The sequence below is a fragment of the Flavobacterium sp. 5 genome (assembly GCF_002813295.1).
Classification (GTDB): domain Bacteria; phylum Bacteroidota; class Bacteroidia; order Flavobacteriales; family Flavobacteriaceae; genus Flavobacterium.
The window spans coordinates 1919380-1942807 of the sequence record NZ_PHUE01000001.1 but is presented as its reverse complement, the minus strand read 5'-3'; the positions used below and the strand labels follow the sequence as shown (position 1 = coordinate 1942807).

Genomic DNA, 23428 nt, shown 5'->3' with positions numbered 1-23428 from the left:
TTAGGATATTTTAAATGTGTTTTATAGAGGTCTAATTCAAATATAAAATAATGATTTTGTTGTTTTTTGAAGTAATTGATTTGTTGTTGTTAATAGAGAATTCCTATTAATGAATTTTACATTATTTAATACATTTCTTTCATTATTAAGGATGTTAATTTACTGATAAACAGTATAGTTGTAGTATAGCGAATATAAAAGTGCTTTGACGATTTAATTATTTTTTATATATAGTATCATGTAACTTTATTGATATATTCTTGTTTTTGTTGCTTAAAAATGATTTTTCTTTAAAACTATGAATTCTCCCCTACGAATTATTTTCTATCATTTTTGAGATAAAAACATTGTGATTTTGGTTTAGGAATTTTTAAAAATTAAAAACTTATTCTTATGGACAAATTCTACTTAAATTCTAAGAAAAATGCTGTGTTGTCATTACAATCGTCAAGAACAATTAGATTGTTATTGATGGTTCTTTTCGTTTGTTTGTTTGGAAATACTGTTTTTGGGCAATCTGTTGGTGATTACCGTTCCAAAGCAACTGGAAATTGGACAAGTCTTTCAAGTTGGGAATATTATAATGGGTCGAGTTGGATAACTCCAACTGCTACTCAAGGATATCCTGGTGAAAAATCTGGTACGGGTGCCGTTTTAATTCAAACAGGTCATATAATTACGATAAATGCTACGATTACAACCTTTCCTTTCGGTACGTTAACAATTACTGGAAGGTTGGTTTTGCAAGGTGATACTTCTTCTGGAGGGATGGATTTTTATTTAACAACTCAAGCTATAATAGTAACTCCGTCTTCAGGATTTATGGAATTTAACGATAAGGTAAATTTAAGATTGCCTTCAAATTCAAGTCTTCAAGTAACATCTGGAGGTTTAGATAATGGATCTGGATGTTCTGCTAATCAAATAATTTATATTGGTGCAACGGCATATTCTAAATGTAATGGAGGAGGAAGTACTTTACCAAATTTTAGTGATTTGATGAATAGTGGTGGGACTTTAAATCCAATTGTAACATCAAATTCTCCAGTTTGTATAAACAATACGGTTAATTTACTAGGTTCTTTTTCGGGTGTCTCAGGAACAACTACCTCAGGGGGGGCAACTTCTGGTGTAAATTACTCTTGGTCAATTGTAGCACCAGATGCAAGCACTCAAACAAGTAGTTTGCAAAATTATAGCTTTACAGCAAGTCAAATAGGGAGTTATTCTGTTACATTAACTTGTACTACTTATTTTAATACAACATTATTTTCAAATGCCAAGATTGTTACTGTTATTGTAAGTGCATTACCTTCGGCTCCAACAGTTTCTAAGGTGCAACCTACATGTACAGTTGCAACCGGATCAATATCTATTTTAACTCCAGCTCCAGATGGTGTCTTGAAGTACAGTATTGATGGATTAGATTATACCAATACTTTAGGAGTCTTTAATTCGCTATCTTCGGGAACGTATAGTGTTACAGTTAAAAATAGTTCTGGTTGCATTTCATCAGCAACTTCTGCGGTAATTAATGCTCAACCAGTCACACCCGCTGTTCCAATTATTTCAGCTGGAGGGTCGACAACATTTTGTACTGGTGGTAGTGTGACATTAACATCAAGTGTTGGAAATAGTTATTTATGGTCAACAGGAGCAACTTCATTAAGTATAGCGCCTAGTACAGCTGGAAGTTATACTGTGAAAGTTACAAATGCAAGTGGTTGTCAAAGTGCATCATCATTAGCAACAGTGGTAACTGTTACCGCTCCGCCGACAGCACCGACAGGATTGGCATCTCAATCATTTTGTTCTGGAGCTTCGCCCACAGTTGCAAATTTAAGTGCTACAGGTTCTGGGATTCTTTGGTACTTAGCGCCGAGTGGAGGAACTTCATTAACTATCTCCACAGCTTTGATAAATGGTAATCATTATTATGCAAGTCAAACAGCAAGTGGATGCGAAAGCACTTCAAGATTGGATGTAAGTGTAATTTTGAATTCAGCTCCTAATGCGCCAGTAGTACCTTCTACATTAAATCTAAGTTGTGCAGCAACTTCTTTTGTTGTCAATTGGACGGCCTCGGCTAATACCACGAAATATAGATTAGATGTTGCTACAGATACAGGATTTACTAATATTGTGTCTCCTTATGGGGATTTAGACTTGGGTAATATTGTGTCAACAACTGTAACAGGCTTGCCAACTGCAACTGCTTTTTATCTTCGATTGCGTGCCGAAAATGTTTGTGGAGTTGGTCCCAATTCAATTATTACAACTGTCTCGCTGCCTATTACTAAAACAATGAATGGCACAACATGGGACAATGGTTTACCAGACAACACAAAGAAAGCTGTTTTTATGAGTGGTGGTACACTTGTTCCAATAACTTCAAAATTGACTGCTTGTTCTTGCCAAATTGGCGCAAATATAGCTGTTAAAGTTGGTGTACCTAATGGTGCGAATACTGATGCAATTTTAAATCTTGTAAATGGATTGGATGTAGATCCGACAAGTACTTTGACATTCGAGAATAATGCGAGTTTGGTTCAGATTAATGATAATGCTGTAAATACGGGTAAAATTAATTACGTACGAAACACTTCTCCAGTGCAGAATTTTGATTATGTGTACTGGTGTTCCCCTGTTAAGGATCAAGTATTGAATGTGTTTTCACCAGCAAGCGATAGATATTATAGTTATGCAAATGGTGCTTGGGTACCAGAGGCAGGTACCAATAAAATGAATCCAATGGGAAAAGGATTTATTATTCGAGTTCCTAAATTGTACACAAATACTTCACAAACATTTACATTTAAAGGTGTACCTAATAATGGAGAAGTTTGGGTTGATGTTGTAACCGTAAAAAGTAATTTGATAGGTAATCCATACGCCTCTGCATTAGATGCTGATTTGTTTATGACTAATAATAATAATAAAGACATAATTAATAGTGCTTTGTATTTTTGGACTCACAATACTCAAAGAACATTAGTTGGTTCTCAATACGTGTATACATCAAATGATTATGCTGTTTATAATTTAACAGGTGGTGCAGGACCTGCACCAAGTACGAGTGGTTTGGGTGTAACTCCTTCGGGGCAAATAGCTGCTGGTCAAGCTTTTTTTGTAGCAAGTTCAGTGGTAGGTAAATTTTATTTTAATAATTTGATGAGGATTTCAGATTCAGCTGCAAATAGTCAATTTTTTAAACCTTCAAAAACTAAAAAAGGAGCAGGTATAGAAAAGAATAGAATTTGGTTGGATTTAACTAATGATGGTGGTGCATTCAAGCAATTATTAGTGGGCTATATTACAGGCGCAACCAATGAATTTGATAAATTATATGATGGATTTAGTCTTAATGGGAATACTTTCGTAGATTTTTACAGTGTAAACGATTCTAAAAATTATACCATTCAGGGGCGTAAATTACCATTTAATGAAGCTGATGTAGTACCATTGGGTTATAATACAACTGTTGCAGGAACTTTTAAAATTAGTATTAATAAAGTAGATGGTAGTCTAACTAATCAAGCGGTTTATTTAGAAGATAAAGTAACTAATAGTATTTATAATTTAAAAAGCGGGGCGTATATTTTTACGACAGAAATAGGAACATTTAATAATCGTTTTGTATTGCGTTATGCGAATAGCACTTCTAAATTAGGTGTTACTGATGATGTTGTCAAAGAAAAAGGAGTTGTTATATCAGTAAAAAATCATCAAATAAAAATAAACTCTTTCGACCAAGCTATATCTGCAGTAAAAGTATATGATTTGAAAGGTAGTTTGCTTTATGAGAAAAATAAAGTAGATCTGAATGAATTTATTGTAGATCATTTAGCTTCTAGCGATCAGTTTTTGATTGTTATGACTCAATTAGAAAATAATAAATGGGTAAGTGAAGAAATTATTTTTCAAGATTAACAAATAATAAAAACAATACTTTTTAGAATCCCATTCTGTTTGTTCAGAATGGGATTTTTTTGTTTCAATAACGGATTGTTATAAATGGTATAAGATATTTAATATTTCTTGTTTAGTTCTGAAGAACGGTAAGAATTACTACAGTAAGCTATTCACTACTTGTTAATCTAAATCTAATCGCTATTTTATTAAACCATTTGATGCTTAATTGATTGCATATAAATGTTCAATCGTTACATTTACGTAGTCTTATTATTATAAAATAAAATAAAAGATGTATTTAATCGATAAAATATGCTTTTTTTCTATTTATTTGATTTCATTTATTAAATTTGAGTAGCTGTAAAAATTATTGTTTTTAACAATTTTTACATTACCTATTAATCTGTTAGTCATGTTCAAATATAGCTACGAGTAAATAAAATCGCTAACAGTATAATTCAAGATATTCAAGTTGCTATTTAGAATCTAATACTTGTTGATGTTTGGTCAAATACATATATAAACCTCAATTGATTCAGATAAATCAATTGAATATTAATCTAATATTTAATACGTTATTCTCATGAAAAAAACTTTACTTTTATTGAATGGGCTTTTTTTGATTTCGCAAATTTTGATTGCAAAAGAGATAAATACTAATGCCTTGGTAAGCAATACTACTGTTGGAAATTTTGAAAGTAAAGAGATTACTTTTAATAATTATAACACTTCGAAATCTCTCCTAAAAGAAAAAAATAGAGTGTGGTTGAATTTTTCGAACGCCGGAGGAGCTTTTAAACAATCGTTGGTTGGTTATATTGCGGGTGCTACCGATGGATGGGATAATTTGTATGATGCAGTCAGTGCAGATACAAATCCATATGTTGATTTTTACAGCATCAATGGAGGAAAAAATCTAACTATTCAAGGGAGAGCGGTTCCGTTTTTGACTACTGATGAAGTTCCTTTGGGTTATAGAACGATAGTAGATGGTGTTTTTGTGATTAGCATAGATCATGTTGATGGTTTACTTATTAATCAAGATATATTTCTTGAAGACAAAACTACTGGGGTCTTTCATAATCTAAAAAATGGAGCTTATAGTTTTACAACAGCGACAGGAAGATTTAATGATCGTTTTGTGTTATTGTATATTGATCATACTGTAATAACACCGCCAGTGATTGAAGAGCCAGTAGTATCCGAAGTAACAGATCCCATTGTTATTGTTCCAGAAGTGCCTATTCCAGTTGTAACCGATCCAATCGTAATTATACCGGAAGAACCAGCTCCTGATCCAGCGGATCCAGTAGTTACTGATCCAATTGTGACAGTTCCAGAAGAGCCAACACCAATTGTAACCGAACCCGTAGTTACTGATCCAATTGTGACAGTTCCAGAAGAGCCAGCACCAATAGTAACCGAACCCGTAGTTACCGATCCAATTGTGATAGTTCCAGAAGAGCCGACACCAATAGTAACCGAACCTGTGGTTACCGACCCAATTGTGATAGTTCCAGAAGAGCCAACACCAATTGTCACCGAACCTGTAGTTGCTGATCCAATTGTTACAATTCCAGAAGAGCCAACACCAATTGTAACCGAACCCGTAGTTACCGATCCAATTGTAACTGTTCCAGAAGAACCAACACCGATAATAACCGAACCCGTAGTAACCGATCCTATTGCAATTGATAGTGGAACTAATGTTTCATCCCGTGGAAATAGCAAAGGGAAATCTGTGATTGTTGCTGTTTCTAATAATGAAATAACCATTAACTCTAATGAAGGGGCTATAAGTGAAGTATTGGTTTATAGTCTTGGAGAAAAACAGTTATTTGGAAGAAAAAATTTAAATGCAGTCCAATTAGTGATTCCAAACTTAGGAGTGGTAAATCAAGTTTTAATAATAAAAACCCAACTTAAAAATGGTAAATGGGCAGCTAGTAAGGTTGTTTTGTAGGGACTTAAAAAAAATAGTAATTACCTCATTTTGTTCATTCAAGATGAGGTTTTTTTATGCCTTTATATTTCTTTAATTTATTTACAATTATATATTAAAGATGTTTAAGTTTAATATGAAAAGTAGATGTTTGATAGCATAAAATGAAAGTGATGGATCGCCTAATCATTAGTGTCTAAACAGTTATTATTTTTCTAAATAAATTGAAGTATCTTTCAAAATGTATGATACTATGTTTCTAGATATTTAAAATAAAATAGAAATTGTATTAGAAACAAAGCTTTGGATATTGTAAATTTTATTTTTTTTGCCAAAATTGACACACGTTTTTAAAAATTATATGTGCTACTATTTTTTTAATGTTTAATTTTACAGCATATTACATTTGTTTATTTTGAATAGATAAAATTGAGTGCTTAAATGAGTTGTATGTATTTAAAAAATATTTGTAGCTCAAATCACTAGTTTTGTAAAAAAAAAGAATAGCATAGCCCCCAAATACCTAAATTGTATGAATAAAGCTTTACCTACTATTGCTTTTTTATCTGCCCAGATGAATAAGCTAAAAAAATATTATTTCATTTTCTCAAAATGGATAATAATGGATGTGTTTGGTCACTTAATCAAACAGTATAACACAAAAAAGGATTCAGTTAATCAGTTGTGTTTTCATTAATCTATTTTTTTTCTAAAATCTTAGACGTATTCTTATTCGAATCCAAATGGATTTCGAGTTATTAATTTTTTTGTCTAAAAAATAACGTCCATTGTTTAAATTTATACCCCAAATTATATGAGATTAAAATTACTTTATACGTTTTTATTATTGGTTTTGCTGCAAACTAGTGGGTTTGGGCAGTGTGCTTATCCCTCAGGGGCTTCTGCAACATATACGGCACCATATTTTTGTATTGATAATTCTATGACTTATACAACAGCAGGTAATGTGACTGCTGGTAATTATGTTTTGGTTAATGTTATAAAAGGGTATAATTATACTTTTTCAGTTCCCAATATTTGGAATGGTGGTTCTAATACAGAAGCTTTAACATTGTTTGATACTTCTAATACTAATTTTGGTGCTACAGGTTTTAATTCTAACACTAATGGAGCAAGTATTACGTGGACTTCAACCATAAGTGGTCAAATTAAAGTTCTATTAATGAGAGGCTGTTCTACTGATAGTGGTGGAGGTAAGATAACAGTTACTTTGAATTCTTTTGTTAATTCAAATGCGACAGATTTGACAACAACTGCTAGTGATAATACTTGGATTGGCCATATTTATAATGGTACGGCTCCTACATCTGGTAATTATGTAGGTTATTATAATATTACATCTGAAACAATTAACGAAAACTTCGGAGGAAATACAGGTTGTTTTCCAGTTTTTTCTGGTGGTGCACAAAGAGCTACTATGTATGCTGAAGGTTTTGCAGTGCGTTATAAAATGCATACAACTAAAAATGGTTGCTATCTAGTTAATGTTAAAGGAGACGATGGGGTAAGACTTTCTTTAAATGGAACATCTATTTTTGATAAATGGCAAGATCAGGCTCCAACAGATTATAATAATGTATTGGTTAGTTTAGATGGAGATGATGATTTTGTATTAGATTATTATGAAAATGCGACTCAAAATGAGCTAGGATTTACTATTACACCATTTGATGAATCAACGAATACCGTTACACCTGCAACGTCAGCATCTTGTAGTGGTGCAGCAGTTACTTTAGATGGATCTTCATATCTTTTTAATGGGGCATCAAGTCCATATTTAAAATTTCAATGGGAGTCATCCCCAAATAATGCTGCTCCTTGGACAAATACAGGTGTAACTACAGAAGATTATAGTCCATCACCAACCGCTACAACATATTATAGAAGAGTAGTAAGCGGAACTGGTGCTAGTGGTGGACTCGCTCCAAATACTGGTTGCTCTGTAACAAGTGCTTCTGTAGTTGTAAATGTAAATACACCAACAGTTACAGGTAGTACTCCTGCTACTAAAACATATACAGGTGTAGCTAATGCAACTACAGTATCAGCAAGTGCAAATGCTGGTGAAACAATAGACTGGTATGCTAATGCAACTGGAGGAGGCGTTCTTACCTCTGGAACAGGTACACTAACGTATACTCCAGTCGCTATAAATGCTACAACCTATACGGTTTATGCACAAGCAAGAAATACAACTACGGGATGTATTAGTGCTTCTCGTACTGCGGTGACATTGATAATTAATAAGGCAGCTTTAACAGTAACAGCAGATGCGAAGAGTAAGACTTATGGAGCAGCTAACCCTGCATTGACCGTTACTTATACTGGTTTTATGAATGGAGAAACTTTGGCTACCAGTGGCATTACAGGCTCTCCAAGTGTAACCACAACTGCAACTGGTTCTAGTGCAGTTGGAACTTATCCGATAAGTGTTGCAGTTGGAACATTAGCTTCCAGTAATTATTCATTTACTTATGCCGCAGGTACACTTACGGTAACTAAAGCTTCTATAACAGTAACAGCAGATGCAAAGAGTAAGACTTATGGAGCAGCTAACCCTACATTGACCGTTACTTACAGTGGCTTTACAAATGGAGAAACTTTGGCTACCAGTGGTATTACAGGCTCTCCAAGTATAACCACAACCGCAACTGGTTCTAGTGCAGTTGGGACTTATCCGATAAGTGTTGCGGTTGGAACATTAGCTTCCAGTAATTATTCATTTACTTATGCCGCAGGTACACTTACGGTAACTAAAGCTTCTATAACAGTAACAGCAGATGCACAAAGTAAGACTTATGGAGCAGCTAACCCTACATTGACCGTTACTTACAGTGGCTTTACAAATGGAGAAACTTTGGCTACCAGTGGCATTACAGGCTCTCCAAGTGTAACCACAACTGCAACTGGTTCTAGTGCAGTTGGAACTTATCCGATAAGTGTTGCAGTTGGAACATTAGCTTCCAGCAATTATTCATTTACTTATGCCGCAGGTACACTTACAGTAACTAAAGCTTCTATAACAGTAACAGCAGATGCAAAGAGTAAGACTTATGGAGCAGCTAACCCTACATTGACCGTTACTTACAGTGGCTTTACAAATGGAGAAACTTTGGCTACCAGTGGTATTACAGGCTCTCCAAGTATAACCACAACTGCAACTGGTTCTAGTGCAGTTGGAACTTATCCGATAAGTGTTGCAGTTGGAACATTAGCTTCCAGCAATTATTCATTTACTTATGCCGCAGGTACACTTACAGTAACTAAAGCTTCTATAACAGTAACAGCAGATGCAAAGAGTAAGACTTATGGAGCAGCTAACCCTACATTGACCGTTACTTACAGTGGCTTTACAAATGGAGAAACTTTGGCTACCAGTGGTATTACAGGCTCTCCAAGTATAACCACAACTGCAACTGGTTCTAGTGCAGTTGGGACTTATCCGATAAGTGTTGCAGTTGGAACATTAGCTTCCAGCAATTATTCATTTACTTATGCCGCAGGTACACTTACAGTAACTAAAGCTTCTATAACAGTAACAGCAGATGCACAAAGTAAGACTTATGGAGCAGCTAACCCTACATTGACCGTTACTTACAGTGGCTTTACAAATGGAGAAACTTTGGCTACCAGTGGTATTACAGGCTCTCCAAGTGTAACCACAACTGCAACTGGTTCTAGTGCAGTTGGGACTTATCCGATAAGTGTTGCAGTTGGAACATTAGCTTCCAGCAATTATTCATTTACTTATGCCGCAGGTACACTTACAGTAACTAAAGCTTCTATAACAGTAACAGCAGATGCACAAAGTAAGACTTATGGAGCAGCTAACCCTACATTGACCGTTACTTACAGTGGCTTTACAAATGGAGAAACTTTGGCTACCAGTGGTATTACAGGCTCTCCAAGTGTAACCACAACTGCAACTGGTTCTAGTGCAGTTGGAACTTATCCGATAAGTGTTGCAGTTGGAACATTAGCTTCCAGTAATTATTCATTTACTTATGCCGCAGGTACACTTACAGTAACTAAAGCTTCTATAACAGTAACAGCAGATGCGCAAAGTAAGACTTATGGAGCAGCTAACCCTGCATTGACCGTTACTTATACTGGTTTTATGAATGGAGAAACTTTGGCTACCAGTGGCATTACAGGCTCTCCAAGTGTAACCACAACTGCAACTGGTTCTAGTGCAGTTGGAACTTATCCGATAAGTGTTGCAGTTGGAACATTAGCTTCCAGTAATTATTCATTTACTTATGCCGCAGGTACACTTACGGTAACTAAAGCTTCTATAACAGTAACAGCAGATGCAAAGAGTAAGACTTATGGAGCAGCTAACCCTACATTGACCGTTACTTACAGTGGCTTTACAAATGGAGAAACTTTGGCTACCAGTGGTATTACAGGCTCTCCAAGTATAACCACAACCGCAACTGGTTCTAGTGCAGTTGGGACTTATCCGATAAGTGTTGCGGTTGGAACATTAGCTTCCAGTAATTATTCATTTACTTATGCCGCAGGTACACTTACGGTAACTAAAGCTTCTATAACAGTAACAGCAGATGCACAAAGTAAGACTTATGGAGCAGCTAACCCTACATTGACCGTTACTTACAGTGGCTTTACAAATGGAGAAACTTTGGCTACCAGTGGCATTACAGGCTCTCCAAGTGTAACCACAACTGCAACTGGTTCTAGTGCAGTTGGAACTTATCCGATAAGTGTTGCAGTTGGAACATTAGCTTCCAGCAATTATTCATTTACTTATGCCGCAGGTACACTTACAGTAACTAAAGCTTCTATAACAGTAACAGCAGATGCAAAGAGTAAGACTTATGGAGCAGCTAACCCTACATTGACCGTTACTTACAGTGGCTTTACAAATGGAGAAACTTTGGCTACCAGTGGTATTACAGGCTCTCCAAGTATAACCACAACTGCAACTGGTTCTAGTGCAGTTGGAACTTATCCGATAAGTGTTGCAGTTGGAACATTAGCTTCCAGCAATTATTCATTTACTTATGCCGCAGGTACACTTACAGTAACTAAAGCTTCTATAACAGTAACAGCAGATGCAAAGAGTAAGACTTATGGAGCAGCTAACCCTACATTGACCGTTACTTACAGTGGCTTTACAAATGGAGAAACTTTGGCTACCAGTGGTATTACAGGCTCTCCAAGTATAACCACAACTGCAACTGGTTCTAGTGCAGTTGGGACTTATCCGATAAGTGTTGCAGTTGGAACATTAGCTTCCAGCAATTATTCATTTACTTATGCCGCAGGTACACTTACAGTAACTAAAGCTTCTATAACAGTAACAGCAGATGCACAAAGTAAGACTTATGGAGCAGCTAACCCTACATTGACCGTTACTTACAGTGGCTTTACAAATGGAGAAACTTTGGCTACCAGTGGTATTACAGGCTCTCCAAGTGTAACCACAACTGCAACTGGTTCTAGTGCAGTTGGGACTTATCCGATAAGTGTTGCAGTTGGAACATTAGCTTCCAGCAATTATTCATTTACTTATGCCGCAGGTACACTTACAGTAACTAAAGCTTCTATAACAGTAACAGCAGATGCACAAAGTAAGACTTATGGAGCAGCTAACCCTACATTGACCGTTACTTACAGTGGCTTTACAAATGGAGAAACTTTGGCTACCAGTGGTATTACAGGCTCTCCAAGTGTAACCACAACTGCAACTGGTTCTAGTACAGTTGGAACTTATCCGATAAGTGTTGCAGTTGGAACATTAGCTTCCAGTAATTATTCATTTACTTATGCCGCAGGGACAGTAACTATTACAGCAGCAACCTTAACTATAACAGCCAATGCTCAAAGCAAATGTTATGGAACTGCATTAACTTTAGGAACAACTGCTTTTACAGCCTCTGCATTACAAAACGGTGAAACAATAACCAATGTAACTTTATCAAGTACTGGTGGATATGACGCTTCACTCATCGCGTCGGCAAGTTTATATCTAGGAGATATAGTTCCGTCAAATCCTACAGGAGTTGGCTTTTCTGCTAGTAATTATGCGATAACAATGGTCAGTGGGAATTTAACAATAAATGCATTGCCTACACCAGTTATCACAGGAACTTCTCCTGTTTGTTCTGGGGATACGGGTTCTGTTTATAGTGTAACGGGAGCTGTAGGTCATACGTATTCATGGACAGTAGTTGGAGGTTCAATCACTGCAGGTTCAACAACAAATTCTATCACAGTAACATGGGGTGCATCTGGTACAGGTACAGTTGATGTTACCGAAACAATAACAGCTACAACTTGTTTAGCGTCAGCGACACAAAAATCAGTAACGATTAACCCTACTGCAACTTTAACAGGTGCTACACAATCTCCAGTATGCGAAGGATCTAGTGCTACTATAAATTTAACAGGCTTAGTGGTAAATAGTACTTCGACAGTAAATTATACAATAACAGGAGATGCTCCGCAATCGGTAACAGTAGTTTCTGATGGATCTGGAAGTGGTACCTTTACAACCAGAGCACTTACAGTTAGTGCTGATAATGGTAAAAATTTACAAATAACAGGAATAACGATAACTAGTTCGACACCTAATTGTCCTGCAATTTTTACTCAAAATGTAACGTTGAGTGTAAAACCAGATTCAGGAGGTATTCGTTTAAATGGAAGTTCACCTTTTGCTTTTGATGCGCATACGACTTATTGCCCTAATACTACTGCTGTTTTTAGCATTGATGATACAGGAGCAGGGGATTATCAGTGGACAATTCCAACAGGATCAGGTTGGACTTTGGTAAGCGGACAAGGTTCCATTAGTATAACCGTTACAACTGGTACAGTAACAGGTACCATTTCGGTAGTTGCTGATAATTTAGGTTGCCCAAGTTATTTAAGAGTTACACCAACTACAATTGTAACGGATCCAACTCAAGGAGCGAAAACCGATGTGACTTGTTCGGCTAAGGGAAGTGTTGTTTTAAACAACCTACCTAGTGGAAACTGGACTTTAGAAAGAACACTTGGAGGTGTTACCACTACAACTTCTGGTACAGGATCTTCAACTTTAGTTACAGGCTTAATAGCTGGAACGTATACCTTTAAGGTTCGTAATGATCTGGGTTGTATCTCTTCTCCTGGACTTAGTGTTACTATTTTGGATGTGCCTACGGCTACTTGGACAGGTAGTGCTTGGGTTGGAGGTATTGGACCAGATAGTACAAGAAAAATTATTTTTGCAGGACCTTATGTTTTTGGAGTAACATCATCAATGGATGGTTGTTCTTGTCAAGTGAATGCTAGTGTAGATGTTCTTGTTAAAGCAGATGCAGTTTTAAAACTACAAAACGGTTTAGAGATACAAGGTGTTGAAGGAGTAGATGCAGGAACTTTAACATTCGAGAACACTGCAAGTTTGGTTCAAGTGAATGATGATGCAGTAAATACTGGAAAGATTAATTATATCCGTACTACTTCACCAGTAGTGAATTTCGATTATGTATATTGGTCTTCGCCAGTTGCGGATCAGGTTTTGAATAAGTTTTCACCAGCTAGTGATAGATATTATAGTTATGCCACAGGGGCTTGGGTACCACAGAGTGGTTCTAATATGATGAATCCGGCAGGGAAAGGATTTATAATTCGAATTCCTAAATTATACACTACTACACCTCAAACATTTGAATTTAAAGGAGTGCCAAATAATGGAATAGTAGGTATTGATGTGGAGACTGTAAAAAGTAATTTGATAGGTAATCCGTATGCTTCAGCCTTAGATGCAGATGAGTTTATGGACGATGTTAGAAATAAAGATTTTATTAATAGTGCTTTGTACTTTTGGACGCATAATACTAAAAGAACATTAACAGGTTCTAAATATGTGTATACTTCGGATGATTATGCAGTTTATAACATGACAGGGGGAACAGGAGCTGCGCCAAGTACAGACGACGATGGGAATGGAACACCCGATGGAGTGATACCATCAGGAGAAATAGCTGCTGGTCAGGCGTTTTTTGTAGCTAGTAATGTAGAGGGTAAATTTTACTTTGATAATTCAATGCGCCTTTCAAGTTCTGGATCGAATGGTCAATTTTTCAGGCCATCGAATACTAAGAAAGCTGCAGCGAAAACAAAGAATAGAATTTGGTTGAATTTGACCAATGATGGAGGAGCTTTCAAACAATTATTGGTTGGTTATATTGCAGGAGCTAGCAATGAAGTTGATAGATTTTACGATGGTCTTAGTCTTAATGGAAATACATATATAGATTTTTATAGTGTACTCGATTCTAAAAACTATGCCATTCAGGGACGTGGATTGCCATTTGATACAGCAGATACAGTTCCATTAGGATACAAAACTACAATTGCAGGAACGTTCCAAATTAGTATCGATAATGTTGATGGAGCGATGACTAATCAAGCGGTTTATTTAGAAGATAAAGCGACCAATACTCTTTATGATTTAAAAAGCAAAGCCTATTCTTTTACTACAGAAATAGGCACGTTTAATGATCGTTTTGTATTGCGTTATACAGATTCTAAATTGGGCACAGGCGATTTTGAGACCAAAGGAAAAGGGGTTGTGGTTTCGTTTAAAAACAGTCAAATTAAAATCAATTCTTTTGATCAGACAATATCGGCTGTAAAAATCTATGATTTAAAAGGCAGTTTGCTTTATGATAAAGACAAAGTAGATAAGAATGAATTTATAGTTGATCATTTGGGATCTAGCGAGCAGTTTTTGATTGTTATGACTCAATTGGCAAATGGCAAATGGGTAAGCGAGGAAATCATTTTTCACGATTAACCGATAAAAACAATAATAATATTTTAAAATCCCATTCTGTTTATTCAGAATGGGATTTTATATATAAAAAAAATACAAATTCCATATTTAACATTTTATCGACTGCTAAATTTTTGATTTATTGTTAAACGGTTGATTTTTAGTTTTATATTTGCATTATAATTCTGATGGCAATACCAACTGATTCATTTCAGGTTCGTTAGAAAACAAATTTGATCCTAAAGCCCCCAAATATGATTAGAATTCTATCTAAATCTAAGAGTTTACTATATATTTTATTTTTTTGTTTGTGTGGAAATTTGATTTTTGGACAAACGTCTGGAGATTATCGTTCCAATCCAACTACTTTGAGCGGTACACCATCAGTCTATAGTTGGTCAGATCCTTTAAATTGGCAATATTTTAATGGGTCTAGTTGGGTTACTGCAACAAGTTATCCTGGTGAGAATACAGGTACAGGTACTGTAACAATTCGCGACTCACATACCATTACATTAAGCACTAGTATAACAAAAAGTTTTACCTCTTTAATAATTGGAGAAGGGACTAGTGGACAATTATTTGTTTCTGGTGATGTCAGTATTCAAACTACAAGTGTAGTGATTAAGCCAAGTGGTATTTTGTCATTTGGAAAAAATGTTTCAATTACTTTTCCAGTTAATACTTCATTTGTAGTTAATTCGCCAGGAAAAATATATGCTACAGATACTAATTGTAGTAACCAGACTGCTCTTTATATTGGAGGTGCTAAGGTGTCTGCTTGTACAGGAAATGGAGGAGGAGCTCTCTCTGATTTTGATGTATTTAATGCTAGAGGAGGAACAGGAGCAACTTCAAATTCGCCTGTATGTTCTGGAAATCAAATAGTGCTTACGGCTATCCCACCAGTTACTGCATCTAATACTTCCTATACTTATACATACCAATGGTCAGGTCGTGGTATTTATACTTCTGGTTTCGTTAGTTCTGCTACTTATACCATAAGTAATGCAGATTTTTATAACCATGGAGGAGTTTATACAGTTGATATTAAAAGGAATGATGGTGTTATTTCAACGGTTACTACAAATGTTGTAGTAAATTTGACTCCTGTTGGTGGCGGAATTAGTTTAAACGGACAAGCAATGACATGTTTAAATTCTTCTACTGGAAACATGACTTTGAGTGGTTATGTAGGGAATGTTCTTAGATGGGAAAAAAGATTGAATAATTCGTCAACATGGACATCGATCACCAATACAGCAAATACTTATTCTGAAAACCCTTCAGTTGCGGGTACATGGGATTATAGAGCTGTTGTAGGGAATGCGGGTTGTCAAGAGGTGAATTCATCTTCGTTTTCAATGTATGTTAATCCTGAATTGACAATTACTTTAGCAAATGCAAATGCATCTATTTGTCAAAATTCTACAACAGCAACGCTTTCTTATACAGCAACAACTGGTAATCCAGTGCATTATGAAATTAATTTTGATGCAGCTGCAAAAAGTGCAGGTATTCAGGATTCTAATTCTGATATGTCAGGTACTTCTGGAACGTTAAGTATGAATGTTCCCTATAGTGTTGCAACAGGAATATATAATGGAGTAGTAAAACTTATAACTTATAATCCTAGTTGTTCTAGTACAAGAACCTTTGCATTTACTCTAACTGTAAATTCGTTGGCAACACCAACAACCATAACAACTCAACCAGTTGCGCCTACAGCTACTTGTTCTGGTAATGGTACTCAAACATTAACAGTTGTGGCTACAGGATCATCGAGTTTAACTTATCAATGGAGAAAAAATGGTTCACCATTGATTGACGGAAGTGTTATAAGTGGAGCTACAGCTAATAAACTTATTTTAACAAATCCAACAACATCTGATGCAGGAAGTTATGATGTGGTTATTAGTGGTAATTGTGCTTCGGCTGTATATTCTAATCCACCTGTCGCAGTAACGGTTAATAGCTTGACTTCTATAACCAACCAACCTTCAACAGCAACACAAACTATTTGTTTGAATGGAACGGCAAACGCTATCTCGGTAATAGCCGCTGGGTCAGGTCTTAGTTATAAATGGTACAGTAATTCAACGCCTAGTAACTTAGGTGGAGCACTTATAGCGACAGCAATATCATCAAATTATACACCTCCAACTACGAGTGTTGGATCGATTTATTATTATTGTGTAGTGAGTGGAACATGTGGTTCTGCTGTAACGAGTACAGTTTCTGGTGAAATTAAGATTACCCCAACAGTTACTATTAATGCTTTTTCACCTGCCAATCACTCACGTTGTCAGGGAGCTGGTACACAAACTAATACTACTACGGCATTAAATAATTCATCGGCTATTGTCTATAGTTTGGACTCAGTAAGTAGTACAGCAGGAAATACAATTGTCGGATCAACAGGAGTTGTAACTTATGTTGCAGGATGGTCAGGAACTACTACTATTACTGCAAGTGCAGCTGGTTGTAATGGAACAGCAACAAGTACTTTTGTTGAGACTATTACTCCAATAGTTACTATTAATGCTTTTTCACCAGCGAGTCACACACGTTGCCAAGGTGCAGGTACACAAACTAATACTACTACTGCATTAAATAATTCATCGGCTATTGTTTATAGTTTAGATACTGCAAGTAATACAGCAGGAAATACAATTGTCGGATCAACAGGGGTTGTAACTTATGTTGCAGGATGGTCAGGAACTACTACTATTACTGCAAGTGCAGCTGGTTGTAATGGAACAGCAACAACTACTTTTGTTGAAACTATTACTCCAACAGTTACTATTAATGCTTTTTCACCTGCGAGTCATACACGTTGCCAAGGTGCAGGTACGCAAACTAATACTACTACTGCATTAAATAATTCATCGGCTATTGTTTATAGTTTAGATACTGCAAGTAGTACAGCAGGAAATACAATTGTTGGATCAACAGGAGTTGTAACTTATGTTGCAGGATGGTCAGGAACTACTACTATTACTGCAAGTGCAGCTGGTTGTAATGGAACAGCAACAAGTACTTTTGTTGAAACTATTACTCCAACAGTTACTATTAATGCTTTTTCACCTGCGAGTCACACACGTTGTCAGGGAGCTGGTACACAAACTAATACTACTACTGCATTAAATAATTCATCGGCTATTGTTTATAGTTTAGATACTGCAAGCAATACAGCAGGAAATACAATTGTCGGATCAACAGGGGTTGTAACTTATGTCGCAGGATGGTCAGGAACTACTACTATTACTGCAAGTGCAGCTGGTTGTAATGGAACAGCAACAACTACTTTTGTTGAAACTATTACTCCAACAGTTACTATTAATGCTTTTTCACCTGCGAGTCACACACGTTGTCAGGGAGCTGGTACACAAACTAATACTACTACTGCATTAAATAATTCATCGGCTATTGTTTATAGTTTAGATACTGCAAGTAGTACAGCAGGAAATACAATTGTCGGATCAACAGGAGTTGTAACTTATGTTGCAGGATGGTCAGGAACTACTACTATTACTGCAAGTGCAGCTGGTTGTAATGGAACTGCAACAACTACTTATATAGTTACAACAAATCCTAGTCCTACCTTAACGGGAGCTTCACAAGCATCTCCAATATGCGAAGGATCTAGTGCTACAATAAATTTAACCGGTTTAGTAATAAATAGTACCTCTACAGTAAATTATACAATAACAGGTGATGCTCCACAATCGGTAACAGTAGTAGCTGATCCATCTGGGAATGGAAACTTTACAACCAGAGCATTGACAGTTGCTAATGATAATGGCAGAAATTTACAAATAACGGGAATAACTATAACTAGCTCGACACCAAATTGTCCTGCAAATTTCACTCAAAATGTTACTTTGAATGTCAAACCAGATTCAGGAGGTATTCGTTTAAATGGAGGTTCGCCTTTTGCCTTTGATGCACATACGACTTATTGTCCCAATACGACTGCTGTTTTTAGCATTGATGATACAGGAGCAGGAGCAGGGAATTACCACTGGACTATTACAACAGGATCTGGATGGAATTTGGTAAGTGGACAAGGTTCAACCAGTATTACCGTTACAACGGGTACGTCAATAGCTACAATTTCGGTAGTTGCTGATAATTTAGGTTGTCCAAGTTATCTAAGAGTTACACCAACTACAATTGTAACTGATCCAACTCAAGGGACAAAAACCGATGTGACTTGTGCAGCTAAGGGAAGTGTTGTTTTAAATAATCTACCTAGTGGAAATCGAACTTTAGAAAGTATATTAGGAGGCGTTACAACTACAACTTCTGGCACTGGGCTTTCAGCTACTGTTACCAACTTAGCAGCTGGGACATATACCTTTAAGGTTCGTAATGATCTGGGTTGTATATCATCACCTGGACTTAGTGTTACTATTTTGGATGTACCTACCGCAACATGGACAGGAAGTGCTTGGGTTGGAGGTATTGGACCAGATAGTACTAGAAAGATTGTTTTTGCAGGACCTTATGATTTTGCTGTAACATCATCGATGGATGGTTGTTCTTGTCAAGTAAATGCTGGTGTAAATGTTCTTGTTAAAAAAGATGCAGTTTTAAAACTGCAAAACGCTTTAGAGATACAAGGTGTTGAAGGAGTAGATGCAGGAACTTTAACATTCGAGAACACTGCAAGTTTGATTCAAGTGAATGATGATGCAGTAAATACTGGAAAGATTAATTATATCCGTACTACTTCACCAGTAGTGAATTTTGATTATGTGTATTGGTCTTCACCAGTTGCGGATCAGGTTTTGAATAAGTTTTCACCAGCCAGTGACAGATATTATAGTTATGCTACAGGGGCTTGGGTAGCACAGAGTGGTTCTAACATGATGAATCCAGCAGGGAAAGGATTTATAATTCGAGTTCCTAAATTATACACTACTACACCTCAAACATTTGAATTTAAAGGAGTGCCAAATAATGGAATAGTAGGTATTGATGTCGAGACTGTAAAAAGTAATTTGATAGGTAATCCGTATGCTTCAGCCTTAGATGCAGATGAGTTTATGGACGATGTTAGAAATAAAGATTTTATTAATAGTGCTTTGTACTTTTGGACGCATAATACTAAAAGAACATTAACAGGTTCTAAATATGTTTATACTTCTGATGATTATGCACTTTATAACATGACAGGAGGAACAGGAGCTGCGCCAAGTACAGACGACGATGGGGATGGAATACCCGATGGAGTGATGCCTTCAGGTGAAATAGCTGCTGGTCAGGCGTTTTTTGTAGCGAGTAATGTAGCGGGTAAATTTTACTTTGATAATTCAATGCGCCTTTCAAGTTCTGGATCCAATGGTCAATTTTTTAGACCATCAAATACTAAGAAAGCTGCAGCTAAAACAAAGAATAGAATTTGGTTGAATTTGACCAATGATGGAGGAGCTTTCAAACAATTATTGGTTGGTTATATTGCAGGAGCTAGCAATGAAGTTGATAGATTGTACGATGGTCTTAGTCTTAATGGAAATACATATATAGATTTTTATAGTGTAATCGATTCTAAGAATTATGCTATTCAGGGACGTGGATTACCATTTGATTCAGCAGATGTTGTTCCATTAGGATACAAAACTACAATTGCAGGAACGTTCCAAATTAGTATCGATAATGTTGATGGAGCAATGACTAATCAAGCGGTTTATTTAGAAGATAAAATTGCGAATAGTATTTATGATTTAAAAAGCGGTGCTTATTCTTTTACTACTGAAATTGGAACGTTTAATGATCGTTTTGTATTGCGTTATACAGACGGTTCTAAATTAGGTACAGGCGATTTTGATACTAAAGGGAAAGGTTTAATTGTATCAGTAAAAAATAGTCAAATAAAAATTAACTCTTTTGATCAAACTATATCGGCTGTAAAAATCTATGATTTAAAGGGAAGCTTGCTTTATGAGAAAAATAAAGTAGGAATAAATGAATTGATTGTAGACCATTTGGCAGCGAGTAGTCAATTCATGATTGTTATGACTCAATTGGAAAACGGCAAATGGGTAAGTGAGGAAATTATTTTTCACGATTAACCGATAAAAACAATAATAATATTTTAAAATCCCATTCTGAATAAACAGAATGGGATTTTTTTTGTTGTAAAAACAATATTTGTTTTATTTTTATTTAGTAAGAATTTATTTCATTATAATTATTTATTTTTTAATACAATTCTTATATTTATTTTGTATTTTTCAAAAATATGCTTACTCAGTATTAAAATACAAAACAATTTCATGAAAATATTTTTACAGATTTTAATATACAGTTTACCTTTTTTATCTTTTGGGCAATCAATATTTAGTAATTCAATAGACGGAGTTAATCCTAATGATTCGAATCCTTATACCTTTGGTCAGTATGTTGATCCCAATATTTCAGTTACTGGAATTGGAAGAGGAACTGCATTATATGAAGTGAATGCCAATGATCGGTATGATGCAAAAAGTTGGGGTTTTGCCACGTTGGACTCTAATGCTTATTTTGAATTTACTATAATTCCCAACACTGGAAAGGAAATTGATTTTGTTAGTTTTGTATATACAGGTCAAATTTCTCCTAACGGACCCATCCGTTTTGCGTTTCGCTCTAGTGTAGATAATTTTACTTCAGATATTGGTATTATCACTGCCAATGGTGCTACTGTTTCTTTATCTGCAGTACCTTTTCAAAATATTACTTCTTCCATTAGTTTTCGAATATATGGTTGGAACACCACAGCAGGGACAGGAACTTTTAGTATAAATAATTTTAAATTTAATGGAATTATTTCTTGTTCATTGCCAAAAGCACCAGTTCTGACCGAAACAAGTCTTAGTTGTTCGGCTACTTCTTTTAATTTGCATTGGGAAGCTTTATTATTTTCTGAAAATTATTTTATTGATGTAGCTACTGATGCTGGTTTTCTGAATTATCTGCTAGGATATAAAGACAAGGCATTAGGTAACGTTTTATCCGAAACTATTTCGGGTTTATCGGCAGGAAAGACTTATTATGTTCGAATGCACTCAATGAATAATTGTGGAATAAGTGTTTATTCAAATGTGATTGAAGTAGCTCCTCCTGTAACAGTATATGATGGTGTTTGGTCTAATGGAACTCCAGATGCAAATAAAAATGTACGTTTTTTGAAAGATTTCAATGTGGATAATTTGCTTGAAGCTTGCTCTTGTCAAATTGATGATGGTGTTGCTGTTCATGTTGATTCGGATGCGATTGTAAAACTTCAAAATGATTTAGATATTATTGGAGATGGTAGTTTAAAATTCGAGAACAATGCCACTTTGATTCAGGTAAATGATAAAGCTGTAAATACAGGTAAAATTAATTATGTCCGTAATACTTCTACAGTAGAGAATTTTGATTATGTATATTGGTGTTCGCCTGTTGAAAATCAGATGTTAAACTTGTTTTCTCCAAATAGTGATAGATATTATAGTTATGAAACTGGGGCTTGGGTTATGCAGAATGGCACAAATAGAATGAATCCAGTGGGGAAAGGATTTATTATTCGAGTACCCAAAGCATATACCAGCGCAGTTCAAACATTTGAGTTTTCTGGAGTTCCAAATAATGGAGAAGTTTGGGTTGATGTTGGAGTAGTTAAAAGTAATTTAATTGGTAATCCGTATCCTTCTGCAATAAATGCTAAAGTGTTTATGATGGATCCCCATAATTCCAAAATTTCTGGAGGGTTATATTTTTGGACGCATAATACTAAAAGAAAATTAGAGGGTTCACAATATGTGTATACTTCAAGTGATTATACTCTTTATAATTTAACAGGTGGAGCTGGTCCCGCTCCAAGTACAAATGGTTTGGGAGTAACTCCTTCTGGTGAAATAGCTGCTGGTCAAGCCTTTTTTGTTGCCAGTTCTGAATCTAGTCAGTTTTATTTTAATAATGCTATGCGAATTTCGGATTCTGGATCGAATACACAATTTTTTAAACCATCTAATACTAAGAAATCGACCGAGATAGAAAAGAATAGGATTTGGCTGAATTTGACTAATGATGGAGGAGCTTTTAAGCAATTGTTAGTAGGGTATATAACAGGTGCAACCAATGATTTTGATCGATTGTATGATGGAGTAAGTTTTAATGGGAATACATATATAGATTTTTATAGTGTAAGCAATTTAAAGAATTTTACTATCCAAGGACGTAAATTGCCATTTGATCCTACTGATGAAGTTCCGTTAGGCTATAAAACCACTATAGCGGGAACTTTTCAAATTAGTATTGATAATAGTGATGGTATTTTAATGAATCAGTCGGTCTATTTAGAAGATAAAACAGCGAATAGTATTCATGATTTAAAAAGGGGTGCCTATTCTTTTACTACTGAAATTGGTACGTTTAATGATCGTTTTGTTTTGCGATATAGTGATATTTCTAAATTAGGTGTCGATGATAATTTTGTCAAAGAAAGGAAAGTAGTAATATCAGTGAAAAATAGCCAAATTAAAATTAACTCTTTCGATGAAGTCATATCATCCATAAGAGTATATGATTTGAAAGGTGGCTTACTTTATAATAAAAATAAAGTTAATAAATATGAATTTATAGTTGAGCATTTGACTTCGAATGATCAATTATTAATTGTAACTATTCAATTGGAAAATGAAAAAAGGGTTAGTGAAAAAATCATTTTTCATGATTAAGAAATAATTATTATTCATGTTTTTTATCCCATTCTGAATAAACAGAATGGGATT

General features: G+C 35.5%; 5 protein-coding genes. All 5 read left to right on the top strand.

What is annotated here, in order from left to right; all coding sequences use genetic code 11:
* The first annotated feature begins 393 nt into the window (after positions 1 to 393).
* The 5 genes from CLU82_RS07830 (at position 394) to CLU82_RS07810 (ending at position 23374) form a co-directional block, all read left to right on the top strand.
* The gene (locus tag CLU82_RS07830) at positions 394 to 3930 is read left to right on the top strand and encodes a hypothetical protein (RefSeq protein WP_100842563.1); all 3537 of its coding nucleotides are present in this window, start codon (positions 394 to 396) and stop codon (positions 3928 to 3930) included.
* 565 nt (positions 3931 to 4495) lie between these two features.
* Positions 4496 to 5875: a hypothetical protein gene (locus tag CLU82_RS07825; RefSeq protein WP_100842562.1), complete on the top strand. Its 1380-nt coding sequence runs from the start codon at positions 4496 to 4498 to the stop codon at positions 5873 to 5875.
* Between the two features lie 793 nt (positions 5876 to 6668).
* The gene (locus tag CLU82_RS07820) at positions 6669 to 14687 is read left to right on the top strand and encodes an MBG domain-containing protein (protein ID WP_100842561.1); all 8019 of its coding nucleotides are present in this window, start codon (positions 6669 to 6671) and stop codon (positions 14685 to 14687) included.
* Positions 14688 to 14920: 233 nt separating this feature from the next.
* Positions 14921 to 20743 (top strand): hypothetical protein, encoded by a 5823-nt coding sequence (locus CLU82_RS07815; RefSeq protein WP_100842560.1) that lies wholly within the window; start codon positions 14921 to 14923, stop codon positions 20741 to 20743.
* Positions 20744 to 20947: 204 nt separating this feature from the next.
* Positions 20948 to 23374 carry a fibronectin type III domain-containing protein gene (locus tag CLU82_RS07810; protein ID WP_100842559.1) on the top strand — a complete coding sequence of 809 codons (2427 nt, stop codon included), beginning with the start codon at positions 20948 to 20950 and terminating at the stop codon, positions 23372 to 23374.
* Positions 23375 to 23428 lie beyond the last annotated feature (54 nt).